This window comes from Kitasatospora sp. NPDC092286, assembly GCF_044755565.1.
Classification (GTDB): domain Bacteria; phylum Actinomycetota; class Actinomycetes; order Streptomycetales; family Streptomycetaceae; genus Kitasatospora.
This window is the reverse complement of sequence record NZ_JBIVRD010000001.1, coordinates 220,788-244,953: the sequence shown is the minus strand read 5'-3', so window position 1 is coordinate 244,953 and position 24,166 is coordinate 220,788. Positions and strand designations below refer to the sequence as shown.

The following is a 24,166-nucleotide window of genomic DNA, read 5'->3' as shown; positions in this document are numbered from 1 at the left end:
CCTGTCAGGACTCACTCACTGAAAAGCGAAGGCTACGACCGTGCGTACGTACAGCCCCAAGCCCGGCGACGTCCAGCGTCAGTGGCACGTCATCGACGCGACCGACGTCGTGCTCGGCCGCCTGGCCTCCCAGGCCGCCAACCTCCTCCGGGGTAAGCACAAGGCGATCTACGCGCCGCACGTTGACACTGGTGACTTCGTCATCATCATCAACGCGGACAAGGTGCACCTGTCGGGTAACAAGAAGACCCAGAAGCTGGCCTACCGCCACAGCGGTTTCCCGGGCGGTCTCCGCTCGGTCCGTTACGACGACCTCCTGGACAAGAACCCGGAGAAGGCCGTCGAGAAGGCCATCAAGGGCATGGTTCCCAAGAACAGCCTGGGCCGCCAGATGCTCTCGAAGCTGAAGGTCTACTCGGGCGACCAGCACCCCCACGCTGCCCAGCAGCCGGTGCCGTTCGAGATCACCCAGGTCGCGCAGTAACTCCGGCCACCAAGCCCCCCATCACTGAAAAGAGCTGAGGAACATCGTGGCCGAGACCACTGAAACCCTTGAGGTCGAGTTCGACGAGACCGTCGTCGAGGGCGAGTACACCTCCGAGGAGAACTACACCTCCGAGTCCCTGGCCGGCCGCTTCGGCGAGGCCGTCCCGGGCGCCGGCCTCGGCCGTCGCAAGGAGGCGATCGCCCGCGTGCGCATCGTCCCCGGCACCGGTCAGTGGAAGATCAACGGTCGCACCCTGGAGAACTACTTCCCCAACAAGGTGCACCAGCAGACCGTCAACGAACCCTTCAAGCTGCTGGAGCTCGACGGTCGCTACGACGTCGTCGCCCGCATCTCGGGTGGCGGCGTGTCCGGCCAGGCCTACGCGCTGCGCCTCGGCGTGGCCCGTGCCCTGAACGAGGCCGACGTGGACAACAACCGCGCCGCCCTCAAGAAGGCCGGCTTCCTGATGCGTGACGCCCGCGCCGTCGAGCGCAAGAAGGCCGGTCTGAAGAAGGCCCGCAAGGCGCCGCAGTACAGCAAGCGCTAATTGCGCCCCAGGGGTGCGTACCGCCCTGGTGGTGCGCCCCCCTGGTTGCGCTCTCACGCCCCGGAGTACCCCGTGTACTCCGGGGCGTCGTGCTCCCCGGCTGTTGTGCTGCGGCCGAGGATTCGATCAGATTGACTGCCAGCAGCGGCGATGGAGGACGGGACAGTGGGACGACTCTTCGGTACGGACGGCGTACGCGGTGTGGCCAACGAAGGGCTGACGGCCGAGCTGGCGCTCGGGCTGTCGGTGGCGGCGGCACACGTTCTCGGTGAGGCGGGTGCCTTCGACGGCCACCGCCCGGTCGCCGTGGTCGGCCGCGACCCCCGTGCCTCGGGCGAGTTCCTGGAGTCCGCGGTCATCGCCGGTCTGGCGAGCGCCGGTGTCGACGTCCTGCGGGTCGGCGTCCTGCCCACCCCGGCGGTGGCCTATCTCACCGGTGCGCTCGGCGCGGACTTCGGCGTGATGCTCTCCGCCAGCCACAACGCCATGCCGGACAACGGCATCAAGTTCCTCGCCCGCGGCGGCCACAAGCTGGACGACCGGATCGAGGACGCCATCGAGGCGCACTACCGGACGTACTCGGTGGGCAGCGAGGAGTGGAAGCGGCCCACCGGCGCGGACGTCGGCCGGGTCCGCGAGTACACCGAGGGCTTCGACAAGTACGTCGCCCACCTGATCGGCGTCCTGCCCAACCGCCTGGACGGCATCCGGGTGGTCATCGACGGCGCGCACGGCGCGGCGGCCTACGTCGCCCCCGAGGCCTTCGCCCGGGCCGGCGCCGAGGTCGTCCACACCCTGGGGGCGGAGCCCACCGGCCTCAACATCAACGACGGCGTCGGCTCCACCCACCTGGCCAAGCTGCGCGCCGCGATGACGGAGTACCGGGCCGACCTCGGGATCGCCCTCGACGGCGACGCCGACCGCTGCCTGGCCGCCGACGCGGACGGCAACGAGGTGGACGGCGACCAGATCATCGCGATCCTGGCCGTCGCCATGAAGGAGGCCGGCACGCTGCGCCGCAACACCGCCGTCGCCACCGTGATGTCCAACCTGGGCTTCAAGCTGGCGATGGAGCGCGAGGGCGTGGACCTGGTGCAGACGGCGGTCGGCGACCGCTATGTGCTGGAGGCGATGAAGGAGAAGGGCTACGCGCTCGGCGGCGAGCAGTCCGGCCACGTCATCCTGCTGGACCACGCCACCACCGGCGACGGCACCCTGACCGGCCTGATGCTGGGCGCCCGGCTGGCCGCCACCAAGCAGCCGCTGGCCGACCTGGCCGCCGTGATGACCCGGCTGCCGCAGCTGCTGATCAACGTCAAGGGCGTGGACAAGAGCCGGGTGAACACCAGCGTCGAGCTGGCCGCGGCCGTCGCCGAGGCGGAGGCCGAGCTGGGCGCCACCGGCCGGGTGCTGCTGCGTCCGTCGGGCACCGAGCCGCTGGTCCGGGTGATGGTCGAGGCCGCCGACCAGGTGCAGGCCAAGGCCGTCGCGGAGCGGCTGGCCGAGGCGGTTCTGACCCACCTGGGCTGAGGTGCCCGGGCCTGCGTGCCCGGGCCGAGGACATGGCGAGGGCCCCCGCTCCGGCGGGGGCCCTCGGCCGTCTCAGAGCTTGCGCAGCAGGGCCCGGCGGACCTTGTGGTCCTGGCCCTTCTGCAGGATCAGGGTGGCCCGGCCCCTGGTGGGCAGCACGTTCTCCAGCAGGTTGGGCTTGTTGATGGTGCGCCAGACCTGGCGGCCGTACTCCATGGCCTCCTCCTCCGGCACCTCGGTGAAGCGGCGGAAGTAGGAGTTCGGGTCCTGGAAGGCGGTCTGCCGCAGCTTGCGGAAACGGTCCAGGTACCAGCTCTCGATGTCGTCGGTGCGGGCGTCGACGTAGATCGAGAAGTCGAAGTAGTCGGCCACCGCGAGACGGGTGCGGCCGTCGGTGCCGGGCAGGGCCGGCTGGAGCACGTTCAGGCCCTCGACGATCAGGATGTCCGGGCGCTCCACGGTGAGCCGCTCGTCGGGCACGATGTCGTACACCAGGTGCGAGTAGACCGGGGCGGAGACCGTCTCCTTGCCCGCCTTCACGTCCGCGACGAAGCGCATCAGCGCCCGGCGGTCGTACGACTCGGGGAAGCCCTTGCGGGCCATCAGACCGCGCCGGCGCAGCTCCGCGTTGGGCAGCAGGAACCCGTCGGTGGTGACCAGCTCGACCCGCGGGTGCTCGGGCCAGCGGGCCAGCAGCGCCTGGAGGAGCCGGGCGGTGGTGGACTTGCCGACGGCGACCGAGCCGGCCACACCGATGATGAACGGGGTGCGGGTGCGCTCGGTGTCCGGGGTGTCCAGGAACGTGCCCAGCGCGCCGCGCAGGTCGTGCGTGGCGTGGATGTAGAGGTTGAGCAGCCGGGACAGCGGCAGATAGACGTCGCGCACCTCGTCCAGGTCGAGGGCGGTGCCCAGACCGCGCAGCCGTTCCACCTCCTCGGCGGTCAGCGGCAGCGGCGTACGCTCGCGCAGCGCGCTCCACTCGGCCCGGCTGAGGTCCACATAGGGGGACGGCGAAGGGCCGGGCGTGGCGGCGCCCCGCGTACAGAGTTCGGTCAGCACGTGCTCCATTGTGGGCCGTAGCGGCGTTCACGGTGCTTGTGGTGTCGGTCACGCGCTGTGGGCGAACGGTGCGAAAAGGGCATCCGGAGCGCCCTTATGCTGGCACGCATGTGCGGAATTGTTGGATACGTGGGCTCTCAGCCCGCCCTTGACGTAGTAATCGCAGGCCTGCAGCGACTCGAGTACCGGGGCTACGACTCGGCCGGTGTCGCGGTGCAGGTACAGGGCTCCGACGGGCAGTGGAGCCTGGCCACCGACAAGCGGGCGGGCAAGCTCGCCAACCTGGAGAAGTCGCTCGCCGAGACCCCTCTTCCCGGCGGCACCACCGGCATCGGCCACACCCGCTGGGCCACCCACGGCGGCCCGACGGACGCCAACGCCCACCCCCATCTGGATGACGCCGTCCGGGTGGCAGTGGTCCACAACGGCATCATCGAGAACTTCGCCCAGCTGCGGGCGGAGCTGGCCGAGCGCGGCCACACGCTGCGCTCCGAGACCGACACCGAGGTCGTCGCGCACCTGCTGGCCGAGGTGTACGACGGCGACCTGGCCGAGGCCATGCGGACGGTCTGCCGCCGCCTGGACGGCGCCTTCACCCTGGTGGCCGTGCACGCCGACGCCCCGGACGTGGTGGTCGGCGCCCGCCGCAACTCGCCGCTGGTGGTCGGGCGCGGCGAGGGCGAGAACTTCCTCGCCTCGGACGTGGCCGCGTTCATCGCGCACACCCGCGAGGCGATCGAGCTGGGCCAGGACCAGGTCGTCGAGCTGCGCCGGGACGGTGTCACGGTGACCGACTTCGACGGCCGCCCGGCCGACGTGCGCGAGTACCACGTCGACTGGGACGCCTCGGCCGCCGAGAAGGGCGGCTACGACTACTTCATGCTCAAGGAGATCGCCGAGCAGCCGAAGGCCGTCGCCGACACCCTCCTCGGCAGGATCGGCACCGACGGCCGGCTCACCCTCGACGAGCTGCGGATCTCCGACGCCGACCTGCGCTCGGTCGACAAGGTCGTCATCGTCGCCTGCGGCACCGCCTTCCACGCCGGCATGATCGCCAAGTACGCGATCGAGCACTGGACCCGCGTCCCCTGCGAGGTCGAGGTCGCCTCCGAGTTCCGCTACCGGGACCCGATCCTGGACCCGGGCACGCTGGTCATCGCGATCTCCCAGTCCGGCGAGACCATGGACACCCTGATGGCGCTGCGGCACGCCCGCGAGCAGGGCGCCAAGGTGCTGGCGATCTGCAACACCAACGGCTCCACCATCCCGCGCGAGTCGGACGCGGTGCTGTACACGCACGCCGGGCCCGAGGTCGCGGTCGCCTCCACCAAGGCGTTCCTGACCCAGCTGGTCGCCTGCTACCTGGTCGCGCTCTACCTCGGCCAGGTGCGCGGCACCAAGTGGGGCGACGAGATCTCCGCCGTCATCAAGGAGCTCGGTGACGCGCCCCGGCAGGTCGAGCAGGTGCTGGAGACCATGGAGCCGGTGCGCGAGCTGGCCCGCTCGCTGGCCGACGCCCGTTCGGTGCTGTTCCTCGGCCGGCACGTCGGCTTCCCGGTGGCCCTGGAGGGCGCGCTCAAGCTGAAGGAGCTGGCGTACATGCACGCCGAGGGCTTCGCGGCGGGCGAGCTGAAGCACGGGCCGATCGCGCTGATCGAGGAGGGGCTGCCGGTCGTGGTGGTCGTGCCGTCGCCGCGCGGCCGGTCGATCCTGCACGACAAGATCGTCTCCAACATCCAGGAGATCCGGGCCCGCGGCGCCCGCACCATCGTGATCGCCGAGGAGGGCGACGAGGCGGTCGTCCCGTACGCGGACCACCTGATCCGCATCCCGGTGACCCCGACCCTGCTGCAGCCGCTGGTCTCCACCGTGCCGCTGCAGGTCTTCGCCTGCGAGCTGGCCACGGCCAAGGGCCACGAGGTGGACCAGCCGCGCAACCTCGCGAAGTCGGTCACCGTCGAGTAGCGGGGAACCGCTCGCCGGTCCGGTGCCCCCGCGGTGGCTCTGCCCCACCGCGGGGGCACCGTGCTGTCCGGGGGCGAGCCTCCGGACCGCGGGCCGCGGCAGGTGTCGCCCGGGCCGGACGCGGGCGTAGCGTCGGCGGTAGTCCTCGCCGCAGCCGACCCGCTGGGAGATTCCGTATGCGCCGTGCTCACCGTGTCGAAGAGGTCCGGGCCGCCGAGGCCGAACTGATGGCCCGGCTGCCCGGGGGCACCCTGATGCAGCGGGCCGCCGCCGGCCTCGCCGCCACCTGCGCGCGGCTGCTGGTCCGCCGTCGCGGCCGGGTCTACGGCAGCCGGGTGGTGGTGCTGGCGGGCAGTGGCGACAACGGTGGTGACGCCCTGTACGCGGGCGCGGCGCTGGCCCGGCGCGGGGCCCGGGTGACGGCGGTGCTGCTCGCGCCGGAGCACGCCCACCCGGGCGGGCTGGCGGCGCTGCGGGCCGCACGCGGACGGGTGGTGGCGGAGCAGGAGGCCGGACTGGCCGGGTTCACGCGCGCGGACCTGGTGCTGGACGGCATCGTCGGCATCGGCGGGCGCGGCGGACTGCGCCCGCCGGCGCTGCCGTACGCCCGGGCGCCGCGGACCGGCCTCGTGGTGGCCGTGGACCTGCCGAGCGGGGTGGACGCCGACACCGGCGAGGTGGCGGGCGAGGCGCTGCGGGCCGATGTCACGGTCTGCTTCGGGACGTACAAGCCGGGCCTGCTGATCGACCCGGGGGCCTCGTACGCGGGCGTGGTGCACCTGGTGGGGATCGGGCTGGAGCTGCCGGTGGCGGGGGTCGAGGCGCTGCAGCACACCGAGGTGGCGGAGCTGCTGCCGCTGCCGCAGGCGGAGAGCGACAAGTACCGCCGGGGCGTCGTCGGGGTGGCCGCCGGGTCGGCGACCTACCCGGGGGCGGCGCTGCTGGCCGTCGCGGGAGCGCTGCGCGGCGGCGCGGGCGCGGTGCGGTACGTCGGCACGGCGGCCGAGGAGGTGGTGCGGCGGTTCCCGGAGGCGCTGGTCACCGCCGGCGGCCCGGCCGGGGCCGGGCGGGTGCAGGCCTGGGTGGTCGGTCCGGGCGGCGGCGAGGGGGCGCGGCAGGCGCTCGCGGAGGCGCTGGCGAGCGACGTCCCGGTGCTGGTGGACGCGGACGGGCTCACCGAGCTGGGCCGGCTCGGCCCGCGGGCCCTCGCCGGGCGGACGGCGCCCACGCTGCTGACCCCGCACACCGGCGAGGCGGCCCGGCTGCTGGCGGGCGTGGACGGCACCCCGCCGCCGAGCGCCGCGGAGCTGGCCGGCGCCCGGCTGGCCACCGCGCGCCGGCTCGCCGCCGCCTACCGGGCGACGGTGCTGCTGAAGGGCTCCACCACGGTGGTCGCCGACCCGGGCGGGACCGCCCGGGTCAACCCGACCGGGACCTCCTGGCTGGCCACGGCCGGCAGCGGCGACGTCCTCGCGGGCCTGGCCGGCTCGCTGCTGGCGGCCGGCCTGCCGGTGCTGGACGCCGCCGCCGTGGCCGCGTACCTGCACGGCCTGGCCGGCCGCCACGCGGCGGGCGAGCCGGGCGCGCCGGTGACGGCCCTGGAGGTGGCCGCCGCCCTGCCGGCCGTCTGGCAGGACGTCCGGGAGTCCGCCGAGGGCTCCGGGCCGGGGCGGAACCGGTGGTGATTCGTGGGCGTCCGGAAGGGCGGGGCGGCCGGGTCGGTCCGGTCGGAGCACCGGCCCGGGGCCGCCGCGCCGCCGGGCCGTTCGGCGGGGACCCTGGGACGTCTGGGAGACTGACCCTGATGACAACTGCGAAAACGACCGGCACGGCCACTCTCACCGACGGCGTACGGGCCGAGGCGACCATCGATCTGGCCGCCCTGCGCGGCAACCTCGCCGCGCTGCGCGAGCGCGTCGGCAGCGCCGCGGTGATGGCCACGGTCAAGGCGGACGCCTATGGCCACGGGGCGATCCGCTGTGCCCGCGAGGCGGTCGCCGCAGGCATCGGCTGGCTCGGTACCGCCCTCCCGCAGGAGGCGCTGGCGCTGCGTGCCGCCGGTATCGGCCCGGACCAGGCCCGTGTCCTGTGCTGGCTCTGGACGCCCGGCGGCCCCTGGCGCGAGGCGCTGCTCGCCGATGTGGACGTCTCGGTCAGCGGCCGGTGGGCGCTCGACGAGCTGCTGGCCGCCGTCCGCGCCACCGGGGTCCCGGCCCGGGTGCACCTGAAGGCCGACACCGGCCTGGGCCGCAACGGCTGCCAGCCGCACGACTGGCCCGAGCTGGTCGCCGCCGCCCGCCGCGCCGAGGCGGAGGGCCTGCTCAGGGTGGTCGGCATCTGGTCGCACTTCGCGGCCGCCGACGAGCCGGGCCACCCGTCCGTCCGGATCCAGCTGGACGCCTACCGCGAGGCACTGGCGTACGCCGAGGCCGCCGGGCTGCGCCCCGAGGTCCGGCACCTCGCCAACTCGCCGGCCACGCTGCTGCTCCCGCAGTCGCACTACGACATGGTCCGCACCGGCCTGGCGATGTACGGGCTGTCGCCCGTGCCCGAGGTCGGTTCGCCGGCGGACTTCGGGCTGCGCCCGGTGATGGCGCTGACGGCCCGGCTGGCGCTGGTCAAGCACGTCCCGGGCGGGCACGGGGTCAGTTACGGCCACCACTACACCACGCCGGGCCCGACCACGCTGGGGCTCGTGCCGGTCGGCTACGGCGACGGCATCCCGCGGCACGCCAGCGGCACCGGCCCGGTGCAGATCGCGGGCAAGTGGCGCACGGTGGCCGGCCGGGTGGCGATGGACCAGTTCGTCGTCGACCTCGGCGGCGAGACGCCCGCGATCGGCGAGGAGGTGCTGCTGTTCGGCAACGGCGAGCGGGGCGAGCCGACCGCCGAGGACTGGGGCCGGGCCTGCGGCACCATCGCGTACGAGATCGTGACCCGGCTCGGCGCCCGGGTGCCGCGCCGCTACACCGGCGGTGTCGCCGAAGGCCCGGCGGCATGAGCGAGGAGGCCGGCCCGGTCGTGGCCGCGGCCAGGGCGGCGACCGGGGTGAGCCGGGCCGGCCTGATCGGGATCTCGGTCGGCGTGGTCGCGGCCGGCGCCGCCGCCGGGGTGGCGATCGAGCGGCTGACCGTCGGCCGGGCGACCCGCCGCCGGGCCCGTGCCGAGCTGGACGCCAACGCCCCGTACGGCTCGCTGCGCGGACGTCCGGTGACGGTGACCGCGCCGGACGGCACCGAGCTGTACGTGGAGCTGGACGGCACCGGCTGGCCCGAGCCGTCGGCCCAGGACACCGCGGGGGCTGATGCTCCGCCGGCCGGGCCGGAGCCGCTGACCGTGGTGTTCTGCCACGGCTACTGCCTCAACCAGGACAGCTGGCACTTCCAGCGGGCCGCGCTGCGCGAGGGCATGCGGCTGGTCTTCTGGGACCAGCGCAGCCATGGCCGATCCGAGCGCTCGCGTTCGTACCTGGCCGGCGAGCCCGCCAGCATCGACGAGCTGGGCGGGGACCTCAAGGCCGTGCTCGACGCCGTCGCGCCGACCGGGCCGCTGGTGCTGGTCGGCCACTCGATGGGCGGCATGACGGTGATGGCGCTGGCCGACCAGCACCCGGAGCTGTTCCGGACGGGGGTGACCCCGGCCGAAGGCGGGGGGAGGGTCGCCGGGGTCGCGCTGGTCGGCACCCTGGCGGGGGACTGGGAGGCCGTCAGCCTCGGCCTGCCCGCGGCCGGCGCCAAGCTCTTCAAGAAGGTCGCCCCGGGGGTGATGAAGCTGCTCGGCCGTCAGGTCGGGCTGGTGGAGGCGACCCGGCGGGCGGGCGCGGACCTCACCGCCGTCCTCTACCGGAAGTTCTCCTTCGGCGGGAAGGACGTCGACCCGGGCGTGGTCCGGTTCGCCGAACAGCTGCTGGACGCCACCCCGATCGACGTGGTCGCCGAGTTCTACCCGGTCTTCGGCGCGCACGAGAAGACCACCGCGCTGGCCACCCTGCGCGACATCCCCACGCTGGTGCTGGCCGGCACCAAGGACCTGCTCACCCCGCCCGGCCACAGCGAGGCGATCGCCGAGCAGCTGCCCGGCGCCGAACTGGTCCTGGTCGAGGACGCCGGCCACCTGGTGATGCTGGAACACCCCGGGCTCGTCGACCGGTGCCTGGCCGCTCTGCTCCGGCGGGCCGTCGGCTACCGCGGCACCGCGCCGCTGCCGCCGTCCGTGCGCGACCTGCTCTGATCCGGCGCCGGGAGCCGGGCGGGCCGGGGCCCCGCCTCCGGTACGGACCGCCGCCCGGAGCACGCCGGTACCCGGATGTGGCACCGTAGCGGGGGCGGCCGGCGGTCGGTGCGCCGCACGGATCGAAGGGCATTTCACGCGCATGGGCTCGGACGCGACTCTCACCGTTCCCACTCCCGAGCGGATGGGCCGGCTCGGCCGGGAACTGGCCGCGCTGCTGCGGCCGGGGGACCTGGTGCTGCTCTCCGGCGAACTGGGGGCGGGGAAGACCACGCTGACCAGAGGGCTGGGGGAGGGGCTCCAGGTGCGCGGGGCGGTCACGTCGCCCACCTTCGTGATCGCCCGGGTGCACCCGTCGCTGGTCGGCGGTCCGGCACTGGTGCACGTCGACGCGTACCGCCTCGGCGGGGACCTGGACGAGATGGAGGACCTCGACCTGGACGTCTCGCTGCCGGAGTCGGTGGTGGTGGTCGAGTGGGGCGAGGGCAAGGTCGAGCGGCTGTCCGAGGACCGGCTGGAGGTACGGATCGAGCGCGCCCTCGGCGGCGCCGGGGCCGAGGACGACCTGGACCCGCGCCGGGTGGTGCTGACCGGGATCGGCCCGCGCTGGGACGGGGTGGCGCTGGCCGCGCTGGCCTAGGGCGTGTCTTCGGGGCGTCTTCCCGACAGGTTGTCGGGAAAGTGTTGCGGGCGGGGCGCCGGGCGTGATGGGATGGGTGCTGCGGTTAGGTCTGCCTAACTAGGGAGGCGCCATGTCGAGCACCACCCCCGCCCCGGAGCGCGCGCCGCGCGGCACCGGAGCCGGAGAGTCCGCCCGCCGCGCTCAGGGGGAGCCGATGCGCGCGCTGCTGGCCGCGTGCGCGGCCGCGGAGGCGGTGTCCACCCCGCCGGTGCCCGAGCGCGGGAAGGCGGCGCCGGTCGAGGCCGTGCCCGCCGAGGCTCCGCGCGCCGCCTGAGCGAGCCGCCTCAGGCGATCACGACCACCTTGGTGCCGCGCGGCGCGAAGTCCCAGAGCAGCTGGCCGTCCTCGCGGCTGCTGCGGATACCGCCGGTCTTGGCCTGCGGGTCGGTGGTCGGCGTGGCGCCGTCCACGGCCGCGCTGAAGCCGAACACGACGCCGTTCTGCTGGGCGAAGCGCACCACGTGCTCGATCTGCCGCCCGTCCGTGCCCGTGGTGGTCGGGGTCCTGCTGTAGACGGGGTAGCTGCCGGGAGTCGGCTCCACCGAGCCCGGCGTGACCGCGAAGGAGGCCACCACCTGGGGGGTCTTCTTGGGGTCGACCAGCCAGACGTAGTGGCTGCCGGCCGAGTAGACGACCCGCAGCCCGCTGCCGGAAGTCGTCGGCAGCGTGGGGACGGTCGGGGTGGCCGGGGCCGACGGGGTGGCCGGGGCGGCCGGATCGTTCGACACCGAGGCCGTGCTCGCGCTCGGGCGGACGCCGCCGGCGCGGTCCTGCGCACCGTTGGCCTGGAAGGCCAGCAGGCTCACCACCGCCAGGGCCCCCAGGGTCAGCCCGGTGACCACCACTCCAGGACCCATCTTCGCCACGTGCCGCTCCCACCGCCGTCCAAAACCGTCCGCCCCATCGTGCCAGGTTCACCCGGCGAGCCCGCATCGTGCCGGACGTGTGTTCCGAAACGGAACGCGCTGTCGATCGGGCGGAGCAGGTCCGGCCGTCCCGACCGCCGCCGACCGGTCTAACCTTGACCCCGTGCTGCTGCTCGCGTTCGACACCGCCACCCCCGCCGTCACCGCCGCCGTCCACGACGGCACGGCCGTCCTCGCCGAGACCGACCAGGTCGACGCCAGGCGCCACGGCGAACTGCTCCTGCCCGCCATCGACCGGGTGCTGCGGGCGGCCGGCGTCGACAAGCACCGGCTCACCGGCATCGCGGTCGGCGTCGGCCCGGGCCCGTACACCGGCCTGCGGGTCGGCCTGGTGACCGCCGCCGCGCTCGGCCACGCGCTCGGCCTGCCCGTGCACGGCGTCTGCACCCTGGACGCGATCGCCCACCAGGCCCGGGCCGAGGGCCTGGCCGGGCAGCCGTTCACGGTGGCCACCGACGCGCGCCGCAAGGAGGTCTACTGGGCCTCGTACGACGCCGAGGGCCACCGGACCGAGGGGCCCGCCGTGGACCGCCCGGCCGAGCTGACCCCGCGGCCGCGGGCCGTCGGCGCCGGCGCGCTGCTCTACCCGGACGCCTTCCCCGGCGCGCACGGCCCCGAGCACGTCTCGGCCGGCGCGCTCGCCGCCTTCGCCGCCGCCGAGCTGGCCGCCGGGCGCGAGCTGCTCCCCAACGTCCCGCTCTACCTGCGCCGCCCGGACGCCCAGGTGCCCGCCGGCTACAAGGCGGTGCTCCCGGCGTGAACGGCGACACCACCCTGCGCCGGATGCGCTGGTGGGACATCGCGCCGGTGATGGAACTGGAGCTGCGGCTCTTTCCCGAGGACGCCTGGTCCACCGGGATGTACTGGTCCGAGCTGGCCGAGACCCACCCCGGCGGCACCCGCCACTACACCGTCGCCACCACCCGCGACGGCGCCGTCGTCGGCTACGCCGGACTGATGGCGGTGGCCGGCGAGGGCGACGTGCAGACCATCGCCGTCGACGAGCGCCACCAGGGCGCCGGCCTCGGCGCGGCACTGCTCACCGACCTGATTCAGGAGGCCGCCCGGCGGGGCTGCGCCGAACTGCTGCTGGAGGTGCGGGTGGACAACCCGCGCGCCCAGCGGCTGTACGAGCGCTTCGGCTTCGAGCCGGTCGGCATCCGGCGCGGCTACTACCAGCCCGCCAACGTCGACGCGCTGGTGATGCGCCTCGACGACCCGCAAACGGACGCGCCTCAGAAAGACGTGAAGGACACCCGCCATGGCTGACGAACCGCTCGTCCTCGGTATCGAGACCTCCTGCGACGAGACCGGCGTCGGCATCGTGCGCGGCACCACGCTGCTCGCCGACGCGGTCGCCTCCAGCGTCAACGACCACGCCCGGTTCGGCGGCGTCGTCCCCGAGATCGCCAGCCGCGCGCACCTGGAGGCGATGGTCCCGACCATCCAGCGCGCCCTGGACACCGCCGGGGTCAGGGCGGGCGACCTGGACGGGATCGCCGTCACCGCCGGCCCGGGCCTCGCGGGCGCGCTGCTGGTCGGCGTCAGCGCCGCCAAGGCCTACGCCTGGGCGCTGGACAAGCCGCTGTACGGGGTCAACCACCTCGCCTCGCACATCTGCGTGGACCAGCTGGAGCACGGCCGGCTGCCGTCGCCCACGATGGCCCTCCTGGTCTCCGGGGGGCACTCCTCGCTGCTCCTCAGCGAGGACATCACCAGCGACGTCCGCCCGCTCGGCGCGACCATCGACGACGCGGCCGGAGAGGCCTTCGACAAGGTCGCCCGGGTGCTCGGCCTGGGCTTCCCCGGCGGCCCGGTGGTGGACCGCACCGCCCGCGAGGGGGACCGCAGGGCGATCGCCTTCCCGCGCGGCCTGACCGGCCCCAGGGACCCGGAGTACGACTTCTCCTTCTCGGGCCTGAAGACCGCCGTCGCCCGCTGGGTGGAGGCGAAGCGCCGGGCCGGCGAGGAGGTGCCGGTCGCCGACGTGGCGGCGTCCTTCCAGGAGGCGGTCACCGACGTGCTGACCCGCAAGGCCGTCAAGGCGTGCAGGGACAACGGCGTCGACCACCTGATGATCGGCGGCGGGGTGGCGGCCAACTCGCGGCTGCGGGAGATGGCCCAGCAGCGCTGCGACAAGGCGGGCATCCGGCTGCGGGTGCCGCGCCCCGGCCTGTGCACCGACAACGGCGCGATGGTCGCCGCGCTCGGCGCCGAGATGGTCTGGCGGGACCGCGCGCCGTCCGCCTTCGACCTCTCCGCCGACTCCTCGCTGCCCGTCACCGAGACGCACGTACCGGCGGTGGCGTCCGGGCACGGCGACGTCCACGGCCAGGCCTACCAGGCCCTCGGCGGTGGCCGGTGAGCACCACCGCCGCGATGTGGGAGGCCCGGGCCGCCGACGGGCGGGCCGCCGAGCTGACCGCCTGGGTGCACGCCGTCGCCCTGCCCGCCCTGCGCGGCGCGGCCGGTCTGGTCCGCACCGAGCTGTTCAGCGCCCCGGGCGAGCGGGTGCTGCTGATCACCTGGTGGACCGGCGAGCCCGTTCCGCTCGCCGAGCCGCCGGCCGGCCTGCTCGGCCGCCCGGTGCACCGCTGGTCCTTCACCAGCGAGCACGTCGAGCCATGAGGACGGGAACCGCCGCGCCGGCCGCTACCGTGCTCTAGGGCGAGACGGCTGGACGGATCCGGGGAGCGCGGCGCGGTGAAGAAGTACGGGCGGAGCAGGACGAAGACGTACGCGGTGGGGGCGCTGGCGCTGCTGGCCGCCGCCACCGGGTGCGGCAGCAGCGGTGGCGGTACGCCGGCGGCGGCCGGCGGCACACCGTCCACCGCGGCCCACCCCTCGGGCGGCGGCGCGCAGACCCCGGCGGCCGCCGCGGCCACCACGCCCGCCGCACCACCGGCCGCCGGGGACCCGGCGGCCTGGGCGAAGTGGAACCTCAAGCCGCTGGCGCCCGCCCCGGCCGCGCCCGCCGACAAGCCGATCAAACTCGAACGGACCGGCACCGTACCGGTGTTCAGCGATGTGAAGACGGCCGACAAGGTCGTCTTCATCACCATCGACGACGGCGCCGAGAAGGACCCGAAGTTCGTCGAGATGCTGACCGACCTCAAGGTGCCGGTCTCGATGTTCCTGACCCGGGACATCGTCAAGGACAACTACGGCTACTTCAAGCCGCTCCAGGCGCTCGGCAACCACATCCACAACCACACCGTGGACCACGCCCAGATGAGCAAGGTCCCGCCGGAGAAGCAGAAGTCCGAGATCTGCGACGCCCAGTCCGCGCTCACCCAGCAGTACGGCACCGCGCCGCTGCTGTTCCGCCCACCCTACGGGGACGGCGCCAACACCCCGGCGCTGAACGGCTCGGTGCAGCAGTGCGGACCGCGGGCCATCGTGCTCTGGCGCGAGTCGATGCAGATCCACGACATGCAGTACCAGGCGGCGGACAAGAAGCTGAAGCCCGGCGACATCGTCCTCGCCCACTTCCGGGGCCCGAAGGACCTCAAGGGCGAGACGATGACGCAGATGTTCGGCGAGATGCTGGCCCGCATCCAGGAGCAGGGCTTCGCGGTGGCCCGGCTCGAGGACTACATTCAGGCGCCCCCGGCCTGATCCGCCGCCGCCCCGGCCGTCACCGGCCGGCCCAGCATCATCAGCGGGCCCCGGTCGGTGCGGCTGAGGATCACCGTGACGCTGTTCGGCCCGGACGGCTTCAGCTGCCGGCGCAGCTCCTCGGGGGTGATCGCCATCCCGCGCTTCTTGATCACCACCGTGCCGACGGCCCGTTCGCGCAGCAGCGCCTTCAGCTTCTTGATGTGGAACGGCAGCACGTCGGTGAGCTCGTACGCGTGCGCGTACGGGGTGGCGACCAGGCGGTCCGAGGTGAGGTAGGCGATCTTCGGGTCGATCAGCCGGCCGCCCACCTGGCCGGCCACCTCGGCGACCAGGTGGGCGCGGATCACCGCGCCGTCCGGCTCGTACAGGTAGCGGCCGACCGGTCCGGCGGGCGGGTCGGGCAGGTCGCCGCCGGTCAGCGTGGTGCCGTGCGGCAGCAGGGTGGCGCGGTGCGGGTGCCCGGCCCCGGTGCCGAACCAGAGCACCGCCTCCTTGACGTCCCCGTGGTCGGAGACCCACTCGGCCTCGGCGTCGGCCGGGACGGCCTCGTGCGGGATGCCCGGCGCGACCTTCAGCGCGCCGACCGGGGTGCGGCGGCCGGCCTCGATCGCCCAGGAGAGCGGCGGGGCGTACGCCTCCGGGTCGAACACCCGGCCGCGTGACGTCCGGCGGGCCGGGTCGGTGAAGACCGCGTCGTAGCCGGTGACATCGATGTCGGCGACGTCCGCGCAGCGCACCTCCACCAGGTCGGACAGGCCCAGCGCGGCCGCGTTCGCGGCGGTGGCGGCACAGGCCGCCGGGTCCCGGTCGACGGCGAGCACCTCGATCCCGGCCCGGGCCAGCGCCAGGACGTCCCCGCCGATGCCGCAGCAGAGGTCGGCCAGCCGGCGCACGCCCAGCCCGGCGAAGCGCCGCGCCCGCCACTCGGCGACGCTGCGCCGGGTGGACTGCTCGACCCCGTTGGGCGTGAAGTACATCAGGTCGGCGTCCGGGCCGAACTTCGCCCGGGCCCGCTGCCGCAGCCGGGCCTGCCCGAACGCCGCCGACACCAGCTCCGCCGGGTGCTCCCGCCGCAGCCGGGTGGCCAGGGCCAGCTCCTCCTCGGGCGCGAACTCACGCAGTTCGGCGAGCAGGGACTGCCCCTCGGGGGTCAGCAGGGGCTGCAGGTTCTCGGTCTCCACCCGGTCATTCTCCCCGGTCCCGGGCCCGGCGCGACGCGTCGTCGGCCGCCTGCCCGCAGGCCCCGGTGCGCCGTGGGCCCACCGCGCCACGCGCAACACGAGGGCGCGCCGTTGGCACTCTGGTTGACTGAGTGCTAACCGCACCCTATGGTCGTCCTTGGCACTCTCCACCTGGTGAGTGCTAACGCGATGAAGCGTGTCTGACCCCCGCGACGGCAGGCTCGCAGGTTCGCCCCTACCCGTTAGAAAACCCCGTAATCTCCGAAGGGGAGCTCGGACGTGACCACCAGCAGCAAGGTTGCCATCAAGCCGCTCGAGGACCGCATTGTGGTCCAGCCGCTCGACGCCGAGACCACCACGGCCTCCGGCCTGGTCATCCCGGACACGGCCAAGGAGAAGCCCCAGGAGGGCGTCGTCCTGGCCGTCGGCCCGGGCCGCTTCGAGGACGGCCAGCGTCTGCCGCTCGATGTCGCCGTCGGCGACATCGTCCTGTACTCGAAGTACGGCGGCACCGAGGTGAAGTACCAGGGCGAGGAGTACCTCGTCCTCTCGGCTCGCGACGTTCTCGCCATCATCGAGAAGTAACGCGACGTCGGGAAGCAAGACGTTCCAGCCCGCCCCGGATCCGTGTCCCAGTGACAGGGGCCCGGGGCGTGGTTGTTGGTTCACGTAGTTTCAGCGGTCGGTGGGCCGGCCGCAGCCCCGAGGGAATAGGGAACATGGCGAAGATCCTGCAGTTCGACGAGGACGCCCGCCGCTCGCTGGAGCGCGGTGTGAACAAGCTGGCCGACACCGTCAAGGTGACCATCGGCCCCAAGGGCCGCAACGTCGTCATCGACAAGAAGTTCGGCGCCCCGACCATCACCAACGACGGTGTCACCATCGCCCGTGAGGTCGAGCTGGACGACCCGTACGAGAACCTTGGCGCGCAGCTCGTCAAGGAGGTCGCCACCAAGACCAACGACGTCGCGGGTGACGGCACCACCACCGCCACCGTGCTGGCCCAGGCCCTGGTCAACGAGGGTCTGCGCAACGTCGCCGCCGGCGCCGGCCCGGCCGCCCTGAAGAAGGGCATCGACAAGGCCGTCGCCGCCGTCTCCGAGCACCTGCTCTCCATCGCCCGCGAGATCGAGGGCAAGGACGACGTCGCCGCCGTCGCGTCCCTCTCCGCGCAGGACACCCAGGTCGGCGAGCTGATCGCCGAGGCGATCGACAAGGTCGGCAAGGACGGTGTCATCACCGTCGAGGAGTCGAACACCTTCGGCGTGGAGCTGGACTTCACCGAGGGCATGCAGTTCGACAAGGGCTACCTGTCGCCGTACTTCGTCACCGACGCGGAGCGGCAGGAGGCGGTCCTGGAGGACCCGTACATCCTGATCAACCAGGGCAAGATCTCCTCCATCCAGGAGCTGCTGCCGCTGCTGGAGAAGATCCTCCAGGGCGGTTCCTCGAAGCCGCTGCTGATCATCGCCGAGGACGTCGACGGCGAGGCGCTGTCGACCCTCGTGGTGAACAAGATCCGCGGCACCTTCAACGCGGTCGCCGTCAAGGCCCCGGGCTTCGGCGACCGCCGCAAGGCGATCCTCGGCGACCTGGCCACCCTGACCGGTGCCACCGTCATCTCCGAGGAGGTCGGCCTCAAGCTCGACCAGGCCGGTGTGGACGTGCTGGGCACCGCCCGCCGCGTGACCATCACCAAGGACGAGACCACCGTCGTCGACGGCGCCGGTGACACCGAGGCCGTGGCCGGCCGCGTCGCCCAGATCAAGGGCGAGATCGCGAACACCGACTCCGACTGGGACCGCGAGAAGCTGCAGGAGCGCCTGGCCAAGCTGGCCGGCGGCGTCTGCGTCATCAAGGTCGGCGCCGCCACCGAGGTGGAGCTGAAGGAGCGCAAGCACCGCCTGGAGGACGCCATCTCGGCGACCCGTGCCGCGGTCGAGGAGGGCATCGTCGCCGGCGGTGGCGCCTCCCTGGTGCACGCCGCCAAGGTGCTGGAGGACGGCCTGGGCCTGTCGGGCGACGAGGCGACCGGTGTCGCGGTCGTCCGCAAGGCGCTGGCCGAGCCGCTGCGCTGGATCGCCCAGAACGCCGGCCTGGAGGGCTACGTCATCACCTCCAAGGTCGCCGAGCTGGAGGCGGGCCAGGGCTACAACGCCGCCACCGGCGAGTACGGCGACCTGGTGAAGGCCGGCGTCATCGACCCGGTCAAGGTCACCCGCTCCGCGCTGGAGAACGCCGCCTCGATCGCCTCCCTGCTGCTCACCACCGAGACCCTCGTGGTGGAGAAGAAGGAGGACGAGGAGGCCGGTCACGGTCACTCGCACGGTGGCCACGGCCACTCCCACTGACGTCTGATCAGTGACCGCAGGCCCGGTCCGCTCCCCTCGGGGACGCGGGCCGGGCCTGCGGCGTATGGGCCGACGGTCTGCTTCGGGATTCAACTATCAGATGAATTTTGCTTATAGCAAAGTTTGCCTTATAACTGAGTCATGATCGAGGCCCGCCATCTGCGCGTTCTGCGTGCCGTCGCCCGCACCGGCTCCTTCTCCGCGGCCGCTCGCGAGCTGGGCTGTACGCAGCCTGCCATCAGCCAGCAGATGAAGGCCCTGGAGAAGTCCGTCGACACCCCGCTGGTGGTCCGGTCCGGGCGGGGCATGCAGCTCAGCGAGGCCGGGCGGGTGCTGCTCAAGCATGCCACCGGGATCCTGGCCGGGCTCTCGGCCGCCGAGGAGGAGGTCGCGGCGATCGCCGGGCTGCGGGCCGGCCGGGTGCGACTGGTCTCCTTCCCGACCGCGAGCTCCACCCTGGTGCCGCCGGCCGTCGCCCGGCTGCGGGACGGCCATCCGGGGGTGCGCGTGTCGCTGGTCGAGGCGGAACCGCCGGAGTCGCTGGCGATGCTGCGCGGCGGGGAGTGCGAGATCGCGCTGGCCTTCCGCTACCCGCAGACGGCCGGGGCCGCCCCGGCCCTGCCGGCGCCGCCCGCGCACGGCGTGCCGCGCGAGGCGCGGGCGGAGGCGAACCTGGAGGCGCAGCAGCTCACCGCCGTCACCGACTGGTCCGACCTGGTGGTCACCCCGCTGCTGGACGACCCGATGGTCGGCGTGCTGCCCGCCGCGCACCCGCTGGCGGGGCGCGGCGGCGGGCCGGTGGAGCTGGCGGAGCTGGCGGCGGAGCAGTGGATCGCGGGCTGCCCGCAGTGCCGGGGGCATCTGGTGGAGCTGTGCGCGGGGGCGGGCTTCGAGCCCCGGATCGACTTCGCGACCGACGACTACCCGGCGGTGGTCGGCCTGGTGGCGGCCGGGCTCGGGGTGGCGGTGCTGCCGGGGCTGGCGCTGGAGTCGGTGCGCCCTGACGGCGTGTCCACGGTGCCGGTGCGGACCGCCTCGGGGGCGCCGGCGGTGCGGCAGGTGGTCGCCCTGACCCTGCCGGACCTCGCGGAGGTGCCGGCCGTGGCGCTGATGCTGGAGCGGCTGGCGGGCGCGGCCGGCGGACGCTGACCCGGGGTCGTACGGCGCCAGAGCGGCCTGAAGCGCCGCGAAGAAACGTTTCTCCACGGCGTGGCGCGGGTTTGCGATTAGTGCTGTACCCCCGTCGGCGCGACCAGCGGTACCTCTACCAGACGGTGCCGCGAGCGGCCCATCATCTCCTCGCGCTCGTCCTCGGTCAGACCTCCCCAGACGCCGTACGGCTCGCGGACCGCCAGCGCGTGCGCGGCGCACTCGGTGCGCACCGGGCAGCGCATGCAGACCTCCTTGGCGCTGGCCTCGCGCGAACTGCGCGCGGCCCCGCGCTCGCCCTCGGGGTGGAAGAAGAGCGAGCTGTCCACGCCGCGGCAGGCCGCGGAGAGCTGCCAGTCCCAGAGGTCCGCGTTGGGGCCGGGGAGGCGGGAGAAATCTGCCATGGCTCATTCCCTTCAGAGGCTCGTCGGCCGCCGGCCGGCCCCAGCGGGGTGTTGCTGTGCGGCGCGGCGAGGCTTCGATGCGCTGGTGTGGACACCTGGAAATATGACTTAAGGCAACTCCATGGACAAGTCACCCACAGAGTGGCACAACAGTCAATGACCGTAGAAAAGCTATAAAAAAGGGCAAAGAGGGCATGGGCTCCGGCGGGCGCGGACGTGGCAATCGGGTGGCCCGCGGGCGCGCGCGACTCCGTACCCGTGTGCGGGTCGTACGCCGACCGCGCGCGAGCGGCACAAAAGTGCGGCGTGTGCACCGCGATGCGGCTGATCGGTAATGGGTTGGCCACGTACAGTGGTGGAGATGGCTCTGAAAGCCGTAACTCATTCGAGTGACGGTCGTTGGAAGTGCGGAGGCGGCAAGCGGGCGCCGGATGTCGGGAACGATCGCGGGGAGTAGCGGCGATCGGCCCGGAGTCCGTCGTCGACCGGCCGTGTCGGAGAGATTCGTACCAGCCAGGAGGCTCAACGTGACGCGGATCAGCTGCGGAGGACGACGGTCATGACTTCCGTTCTCGTTTGCGACGATTCCCCGCTTGCCCGCGAGGCGCTTCGCCGCGCGGTCGCGACCGTACCCGGTGTCGACCGGGTCACCACCGCGACGAACGGGGAGGAGGTCCTCCGCCGCTGGGTGGCCGACCGCTCCGATCTCGTTCTGATGGACGTCCGGATGCCCGGCCTCGGCGGGGTCGAGACGGTCCGCCGGCTGCTGTCCGCCGACCCGGGCGCGCGGATCATCATGCTCACCGTCGCCGAGGACCTCGACGGCGTCGCCCTCGCGGTGGCCGCGGGCGCCCGCGGGTACCTGCACAAGGACGCCTCGCGCGCCGAGCTGCGGGCCACCGTCACCCAGGCCCTCGCCGACCCGACCTGGCGGCTCGCCCCGCGCCGGCTGCGCAGCCCCGACATGGGCGCGGCGCCCACGTTGACGGCGCGTGAGATCCAGGTGCTGGAGGGTATGAGCCACGGTCGCAGCAATGCCGAGATCGGCCGCGAGCTCTTCCTCTCCGAGGACACCGTCAAGACCCACGCCCGGCGGCTGTTCAAGAAGCTCGGCGCCTCGGACCGTGCGCACGCGGTGGCGCTGGGCTTCCGCTGGGGCCTGGTCCGCTGACCACCGGCGGCCCCGCCGGTCGCGGCGCGCTGCTCGCGATTCCCAGGACAGGCCCCGCACAGGCGTGTGACGTTACGGTCCCGAGGTTGCACCATGGAGGAGTGGAGCACCTCGGGGACCAGCGGACAGGCACTGCGGCGAACCACACGGCCGCAGGACACTCGGCGGACAGCGCGACGGACAGGACCACCGACGGCGGCGGGGCGGGAGGCGGCACGGTGCAGGAGGGGCCGGTGGTGCGCGACGGTGTGGCGTACGATGCCGCACCGCATAACGTTCCGGTGCACAACTCCGGACGCGGTGCCGCGTTTTCCCGCTCGACCAGGCACCATGGACCGATGCGTGACGACGTGGCCGGTACTCCCGGCGAGGCGGACCCGGTGGAGGCCGAGCCCTCCGGCGCGGGCCACGACGCGTCGTACGCGGATCCCGGCGAGGCAGGCCCCGGCCGTCCGCCGGTGCTCGGCGGCGGGAGTTCGCCGCTGGTCGGCGAGCTGGTCGCGGCCGCCGTACGCGGCGAGGGCCCGGCGATCGACGCGCTGCTCGCCTATGTCCACCCGCTGGCGCTGCGGTACTGCCGGGGCCGGCTGGTCCGGCTGCCGGGTGGTGCCCGGCACCATGTGGACGACGTCGCCCAGGAGGTCTGCGTGGCGGTGCTCTGCGCGCTGCCGCGCTACCGGGACCAGGGGCGGCCCTTCGAGGCCTTCGTCTACGGCATCGCCGCGCACAAGATCGCCGATCTGCAGCGGGCCGCGATGCGCGGGCCCGGCTCGACGGTGGTCCCGCAGGACGACCTGCCCGAGGTGCCGGACGAGGCGCTCGGCCCGGAGGAGCGGGCGCTGCTGAGCAGCGACGCGGCCTGGGCCAAGGAACTGCTCTCCAACCTGCCGGCCCGTCAGCGCGAGCTGGTGCTGTTGCGGGTGGCCGCCGGGCTGTCGGCGGAGGAGACCGGCGAGGTGCTCGGGATGTCGCCCGGCGCCGTCCGGGTCGCGCAGCACCGGGCGCTCAGCCGGCTGCGGGCGCTCGCGGAGGAGTCCTCCTGATCCTGGCCCGGGGCGGAATGGCTCATGGGCGGCCGGTGTTGTCAAGGGCACACGAGGACACATTCGCGGTGCCAGTACGATGGGGTATCGGCGCCTGGGCGGGTCGCCAAAGTTTCGTGGGTGCGGGCGGGGTTCCCCTGGAGGTTCCTCCAAGGCACCGAGCGTTTCGGCGGCCTGAGCGAGTGAGCGATGACAGCGCCCCCACCCTCAGGGCGCGAGCGGAATAGGCCGGCCACGGAAGGTACCCCGAAATGTCTTACAACGCCGCAGGCGTACCCGAGAAGTTCGCGATGCTCGGGCTCACGTACGACGACGTCCTGCTGCTGCCCGGGGCCTCCGAGGTGCTGCCGAACCAGGTCGACACCTCCTCGCGAGTCTCCCGGAACGTGCGCGTCAACATCCCGCTGCTCTCCGCGGCGATGGACAAGGTCACCGAGTCGCGGATGGCGATCGCGATGGCCCGCCAGGGCGGCGTCGGCGTCCTGCACCGCAATCTCTCCGTCGAGGACCAGGCCAACCAGGTCGACCTGGTGAAGCGCTCCGAGTCCGGCATGGTGACCGACCCGATCACGGTCGGCCCGGAGACCACCCTGGCCGAGGCCGACGCGCTCTGTGCGAAGTTCCGGATCAGCGGTGTGCCGATCGCGGACGAGGCGGGCAAGCTGCTCGGCATCGTCACCAACCGTGACATGGCCTTCGAGTCGGACCGCAGCCGCCAGGTCCGCGAGATCATGACCCCGATGCCGCTGATCACCGGCAGGGTCGGCATCTCCGGCGAGGACGCGATCGGGCTGCTCCGCCGCCACAAGATCGAGAAGCTCCCGCTGGTCGACGACGAGGGCCGGATCAAGGGCCTGATCACCGTCAAGGACTTCGTCAAGGCCGAGAAGTACCCGAACGCCGCCAAGGACGCCGAGGGCCGGCTGCTGGTCGGTGCCGCCGTCGGCGCCAGCGCCGAGGCGTTCGACCGGGCCCAGGCCCTGGTCGAGGCCGGGGTGGACTTCCTGGTCGTGGACACCTCGCACGGGCACAGCCACAACGCGCTGGCCTGGATCGCCAAGATCAAGTCGGCCGTCAAGGTCGACGTGGTCGGCGGCAACGTCGCCACCCGTGACGGCGCCCAGGCGCTGATCGACGCCGGCGTGGACGGCGTCAAGGTCGGCGTCGGCCCCGGCTCCATCTGCACCACCCGGGTGGTCGCCGGCATCGGTGTCCCGCAGGTCACCGCGATCTACGAGGCCGCGCTCGCCTGCCAGGCGGCCGGCGTGCCGGTGATCGGCGACGGCGGCCTGCAGTACTCCGGCGACATCGGCAAGGCGCTCGCCGCCGGCGCCGACACCGTGATGCTGGGCTCGCTGCTGGCCGGCTGCGAGGAGTCCCCGGGCGAGCTGCAGTTCATCAACGGCAAGCAGTTCAAGTCCTACCGCGGCATGGGCTCGCTGGGCGCCATGCAGTCCCGCGGCCAGGGCCGCTCGTACTCCAAGGACCGTTACTTCCAGGCCGAGGTGGCCTCGGACGACAAGCTCGTCCCCGAGGGCATCGAGGGCCAGGTGCCCTACCGCGGTCCGCTGTCCGCCGTGCTGCACCAGCTGGTCGGCGGTCTGCGCCAGACCATGGGCTACGTCGGCGCCGCCACCATCGCCGAGATGGAGAGCAAGGGCCGGTTCGTCCGGATCACCTCGGCGGGCCTCAAGGAGAGCCACCCGCACGACATCCAGATGACCGTCGAGGCGCCGAACTACACCACGCGCTGACACCGTCCGCCCGAGGGGCCCGCCACCGCGGGCCCCTCAGGCGTGTCCGGCTCCTGCGCCGGGAGG

General features: G+C 73.3%; 24 protein-coding genes. 20 read left to right on the top strand and 4 right to left on the bottom strand.

All coding sequences use genetic code 11. The features are described 5' to 3' along the window. Positions 1 to 40: 40 nt before the first annotated feature. The 3 genes from rplM to glmM all read left to right on the top strand — a co-directional run bounded on the left by rplM (position 41) and on the right by glmM (position 2,564). Positions 41 to 484: a 50S ribosomal protein L13 gene (gene rplM / locus ACIQIB_RS01145; RefSeq protein WP_363605520.1), complete on the top strand. Its 444-nt coding sequence runs from the start codon at positions 41 to 43 to the stop codon at positions 482 to 484. A gap of 46 nt (positions 485 to 530) precedes the next feature. After that, positions 531 to 1,034: a 30S ribosomal protein S9 gene (gene rpsI, locus ACIQIB_RS01140; RefSeq protein WP_093861727.1), complete on the top strand. Its 504-nt coding sequence runs from the start codon at positions 531 to 533 to the stop codon at positions 1,032 to 1,034. Positions 1,035 to 1,199: 165 nt separating this feature from the next. Next, positions 1,200 to 2,564, top strand: coding sequence for a phosphoglucosamine mutase (gene glmM, locus ACIQIB_RS01135; RefSeq protein WP_400659894.1), 1,365 nt, complete (start codon positions 1,200 to 1,202; stop codon positions 2,562 to 2,564). A gap of 72 nt (positions 2,565 to 2,636) precedes the next feature. On the opposite strand, the gene coaA is transcribed toward glmM, so the two are convergent. Continuing rightward, positions 2,637 to 3,632, bottom strand: coding sequence for a type I pantothenate kinase (gene coaA, locus ACIQIB_RS01130; protein WP_363605522.1), 996 nt, complete (start codon positions 3,630 to 3,632; stop codon positions 2,637 to 2,639). A 99-nt stretch (positions 3,633 to 3,731) separates the two neighbouring features. Here coaA and glmS point away from each other — a divergent pair, with 99 nt between their 5' ends. The 6 genes from glmS to ACIQIB_RS01100 all read left to right on the top strand — a co-directional run bounded on the left by glmS (position 3,732) and on the right by ACIQIB_RS01100 (position 10,774). Then, positions 3,732 to 5,588 carry a glutamine--fructose-6-phosphate transaminase (isomerizing) gene (glmS, locus tag ACIQIB_RS01125; protein ID WP_363605523.1) on the top strand — a complete coding sequence of 619 codons (1,857 nt, stop codon included), beginning with the start codon at positions 3,732 to 3,734 and terminating at the stop codon, positions 5,586 to 5,588. A 176-nt stretch (positions 5,589 to 5,764) separates the two neighbouring features. Then, complete coding sequence (locus ACIQIB_RS01120; protein ID WP_400756157.1) at positions 5,765 to 7,273, top strand: NAD(P)H-hydrate dehydratase; 1,509 nt, start codon at positions 5,765 to 5,767, stop codon at positions 7,271 to 7,273. A 119-nt stretch (positions 7,274 to 7,392) separates the two neighbouring features. Then, positions 7,393 to 8,589, top strand: a complete 1,197-nt coding sequence (gene alr / locus ACIQIB_RS01115) for an alanine racemase (RefSeq protein WP_400659887.1) — start codon at positions 7,393 to 7,395, stop codon at positions 8,587 to 8,589. Beyond that, complete coding sequence (locus ACIQIB_RS01110) at positions 8,586 to 9,818, top strand: alpha/beta hydrolase (RefSeq protein WP_363605528.1); 1,233 nt, start codon at positions 8,586 to 8,588, stop codon at positions 9,816 to 9,818. Before alr ends, ACIQIB_RS01110 begins: the two co-directional genes overlap by 4 nt. A gap of 142 nt (positions 9,819 to 9,960) precedes the next feature. Beyond that, positions 9,961 to 10,458: a tRNA (adenosine(37)-N6)-threonylcarbamoyltransferase complex ATPase subunit type 1 TsaE gene (gene tsaE, locus ACIQIB_RS01105; protein ID WP_363605529.1), complete on the top strand. Its 498-nt coding sequence runs from the start codon at positions 9,961 to 9,963 to the stop codon at positions 10,456 to 10,458. A 112-nt stretch (positions 10,459 to 10,570) separates the two neighbouring features. Beyond that, positions 10,571 to 10,774 carry a hypothetical protein gene (locus ACIQIB_RS01100; protein ID WP_363605531.1) on the top strand — a complete coding sequence of 68 codons (204 nt, stop codon included), beginning with the start codon at positions 10,571 to 10,573 and terminating at the stop codon, positions 10,772 to 10,774. A gap of 10 nt (positions 10,775 to 10,784) precedes the next feature. On the opposite strand, the gene ACIQIB_RS01095 is transcribed toward ACIQIB_RS01100, so the two are convergent. Continuing rightward, positions 10,785 to 11,357, bottom strand: coding sequence for a hypothetical protein (locus ACIQIB_RS01095; protein ID WP_400756307.1), 573 nt, complete (start codon positions 11,355 to 11,357; stop codon positions 10,785 to 10,787). Between the two features lie 172 nt (positions 11,358 to 11,529). On the opposite strand from ACIQIB_RS01095, the gene tsaB reads away from it, so the two are divergent. From tsaB to ACIQIB_RS01070, 5 genes are all read left to right on the top strand, one after another. Then, positions 11,530 to 12,186: a tRNA (adenosine(37)-N6)-threonylcarbamoyltransferase complex dimerization subunit type 1 TsaB gene (gene tsaB, locus ACIQIB_RS01090; RefSeq protein ID WP_400756155.1), complete on the top strand. Its 657-nt coding sequence runs from the start codon at positions 11,530 to 11,532 to the stop codon at positions 12,184 to 12,186. Positions 12,187 to 12,209: 23 nt separating this feature from the next. Further along, positions 12,210 to 12,695, top strand: coding sequence for a ribosomal protein S18-alanine N-acetyltransferase (gene rimI, locus ACIQIB_RS01085; RefSeq protein WP_363605795.1), 486 nt, complete (start codon positions 12,210 to 12,212; stop codon positions 12,693 to 12,695). Next, entirely contained in the window at positions 12,688 to 13,791 is a 1,104-nt protein-coding gene (gene tsaD / locus ACIQIB_RS01080; RefSeq protein ID WP_363605533.1) for a tRNA (adenosine(37)-N6)-threonylcarbamoyltransferase complex transferase subunit TsaD, read from the top strand. The genes rimI and tsaD overlap by 8 nt, the downstream gene beginning before the upstream one ends. Continuing rightward, positions 13,788 to 14,054, top strand: a complete 267-nt coding sequence (locus ACIQIB_RS01075) for a hypothetical protein (protein ID WP_400653061.1) — start codon at positions 13,788 to 13,790, stop codon at positions 14,052 to 14,054. Before tsaD ends, ACIQIB_RS01075 begins: the two co-directional genes overlap by 4 nt. Positions 14,055 to 14,129: 75 nt before the next feature. Further along, the gene (locus ACIQIB_RS01070) at positions 14,130 to 15,044 is read left to right on the top strand and encodes a polysaccharide deacetylase family protein (RefSeq protein ID WP_400756154.1); all 915 of its coding nucleotides are present in this window, start codon (positions 14,130 to 14,132) and stop codon (positions 15,042 to 15,044) included. On the opposite strand, the gene ACIQIB_RS01065 is transcribed toward ACIQIB_RS01070, so the two are convergent. Further along, positions 15,026 to 16,228: a methyltransferase domain-containing protein gene (locus tag ACIQIB_RS01065; RefSeq protein WP_400756153.1), complete on the bottom strand. Its 1,203-nt coding sequence runs from the start codon at positions 16,226 to 16,228 to the stop codon at positions 15,026 to 15,028. The genes ACIQIB_RS01070 and ACIQIB_RS01065 overlap by 19 nt on opposite strands. A gap of 279 nt (positions 16,229 to 16,507) precedes the next feature. Here ACIQIB_RS01065 and groES point away from each other — a divergent pair, with 279 nt between their 5' ends. The 3 genes from groES to ACIQIB_RS01050 all read left to right on the top strand — a co-directional run bounded on the left by groES (position 16,508) and on the right by ACIQIB_RS01050 (position 19,728). Next, entirely contained in the window at positions 16,508 to 16,813 is a 306-nt protein-coding gene (groES, locus tag ACIQIB_RS01060; protein WP_014136232.1) for a co-chaperone GroES, read from the top strand. 134 nt (positions 16,814 to 16,947) lie between these two features. After that, positions 16,948 to 18,579 carry a chaperonin GroEL gene (groL, locus tag ACIQIB_RS01055; protein ID WP_363605537.1) on the top strand — a complete coding sequence of 544 codons (1,632 nt, stop codon included), beginning with the start codon at positions 16,948 to 16,950 and terminating at the stop codon, positions 18,577 to 18,579. Positions 18,580 to 18,720: 141 nt separating this feature from the next. Beyond that, a complete protein-coding gene (locus tag ACIQIB_RS01050; RefSeq protein ID WP_400756151.1) occupies positions 18,721 to 19,728 on the top strand; it encodes a LysR family transcriptional regulator in 1,008 nt (335 codons plus the stop codon). A 77-nt stretch (positions 19,729 to 19,805) separates the two neighbouring features. Here ACIQIB_RS01050 and ACIQIB_RS01045 read toward each other — a convergent pair whose 3' ends face one another. Further along, positions 19,806 to 20,132, bottom strand: a complete 327-nt coding sequence (locus ACIQIB_RS01045; protein ID WP_363605540.1) for a WhiB family transcriptional regulator — start codon at positions 20,130 to 20,132, stop codon at positions 19,806 to 19,808. Between the two features lie 559 nt (positions 20,133 to 20,691). On the opposite strand from ACIQIB_RS01045, the gene ACIQIB_RS01040 reads away from it, so the two are divergent. The 3 genes from ACIQIB_RS01040 (at position 20,692) to guaB (ending at position 24,100) form a co-directional block, all read left to right on the top strand. After that, complete coding sequence (locus ACIQIB_RS01040) at positions 20,692 to 21,303, top strand: response regulator transcription factor (protein ID WP_014136228.1); 612 nt, start codon at positions 20,692 to 20,694, stop codon at positions 21,301 to 21,303. A gap of 338 nt (positions 21,304 to 21,641) precedes the next feature. Then, positions 21,642 to 22,346: a sigma-70 family RNA polymerase sigma factor gene (locus ACIQIB_RS01035; RefSeq protein ID WP_363605541.1), complete on the top strand. Its 705-nt coding sequence runs from the start codon at positions 21,642 to 21,644 to the stop codon at positions 22,344 to 22,346. Positions 22,347 to 22,597: 251 nt separating this feature from the next. Then, positions 22,598 to 24,100, top strand: a complete 1,503-nt coding sequence (gene guaB, locus ACIQIB_RS01030) for an IMP dehydrogenase (RefSeq protein ID WP_363605543.1) — start codon at positions 22,598 to 22,600, stop codon at positions 24,098 to 24,100. Positions 24,101 to 24,166 lie beyond the last annotated feature (66 nt).

Coding starts and splice junctions, on each gene's coding strand:
- coaA (WP_363605522.1), bottom strand. CDS start 3,632: ATGGAGCACGTGCTGACCGAACTCTGTACGCGGGGCGCCGCCACGCCC.
- glmS (WP_363605523.1), top strand. CDS start 3,732: ATGTGCGGAATTGTTGGATACGTGGGCTCTCAGCCCGCCCTTGACGTA.
- ACIQIB_RS01120 (WP_400756157.1), top strand. CDS start 5,765: ATGCGCCGTGCTCACCGTGTCGAAGAGGTCCGGGCCGCCGAGGCCGAA.
- alr (WP_400659887.1), top strand. CDS start 7,393: ATGACAACTGCGAAAACGACCGGCACGGCCACTCTCACCGACGGCGTA.
- ACIQIB_RS01110 (WP_363605528.1), top strand. CDS start 8,586: ATGAGCGAGGAGGCCGGCCCGGTCGTGGCCGCGGCCAGGGCGGCGACC.
- tsaE (WP_363605529.1), top strand. CDS start 9,961: ATGGGCTCGGACGCGACTCTCACCGTTCCCACTCCCGAGCGGATGGGC.
- ACIQIB_RS01100 (WP_363605531.1), top strand. CDS start 10,571: ATGTCGAGCACCACCCCCGCCCCGGAGCGCGCGCCGCGCGGCACCGGA.
- ACIQIB_RS01095 (WP_400756307.1), bottom strand. CDS start 11,357: ATGGGTCCTGGAGTGGTGGTCACCGGGCTGACCCTGGGGGCCCTGGCG.
- rimI (WP_363605795.1), top strand. CDS start 12,210: ATGCGCTGGTGGGACATCGCGCCGGTGATGGAACTGGAGCTGCGGCTC.
- tsaD (WP_363605533.1), top strand. CDS start 12,688: ATGGCTGACGAACCGCTCGTCCTCGGTATCGAGACCTCCTGCGACGAG.
- groL (WP_363605537.1), top strand. CDS start 16,948: ATGGCGAAGATCCTGCAGTTCGACGAGGACGCCCGCCGCTCGCTGGAG.
- ACIQIB_RS01050 (WP_400756151.1), top strand. CDS start 18,721: ATGATCGAGGCCCGCCATCTGCGCGTTCTGCGTGCCGTCGCCCGCACC.
- ACIQIB_RS01045 (WP_363605540.1), bottom strand. CDS start 20,132: ATGGCAGATTTCTCCCGCCTCCCCGGCCCCAACGCGGACCTCTGGGAC.
- ACIQIB_RS01040 (WP_014136228.1), top strand. CDS start 20,692: ATGACTTCCGTTCTCGTTTGCGACGATTCCCCGCTTGCCCGCGAGGCG.
- ACIQIB_RS01035 (WP_363605541.1), top strand. CDS start 21,642: ATGCGTGACGACGTGGCCGGTACTCCCGGCGAGGCGGACCCGGTGGAG.
- guaB (WP_363605543.1), top strand. CDS start 22,598: ATGTCTTACAACGCCGCAGGCGTACCCGAGAAGTTCGCGATGCTCGGG.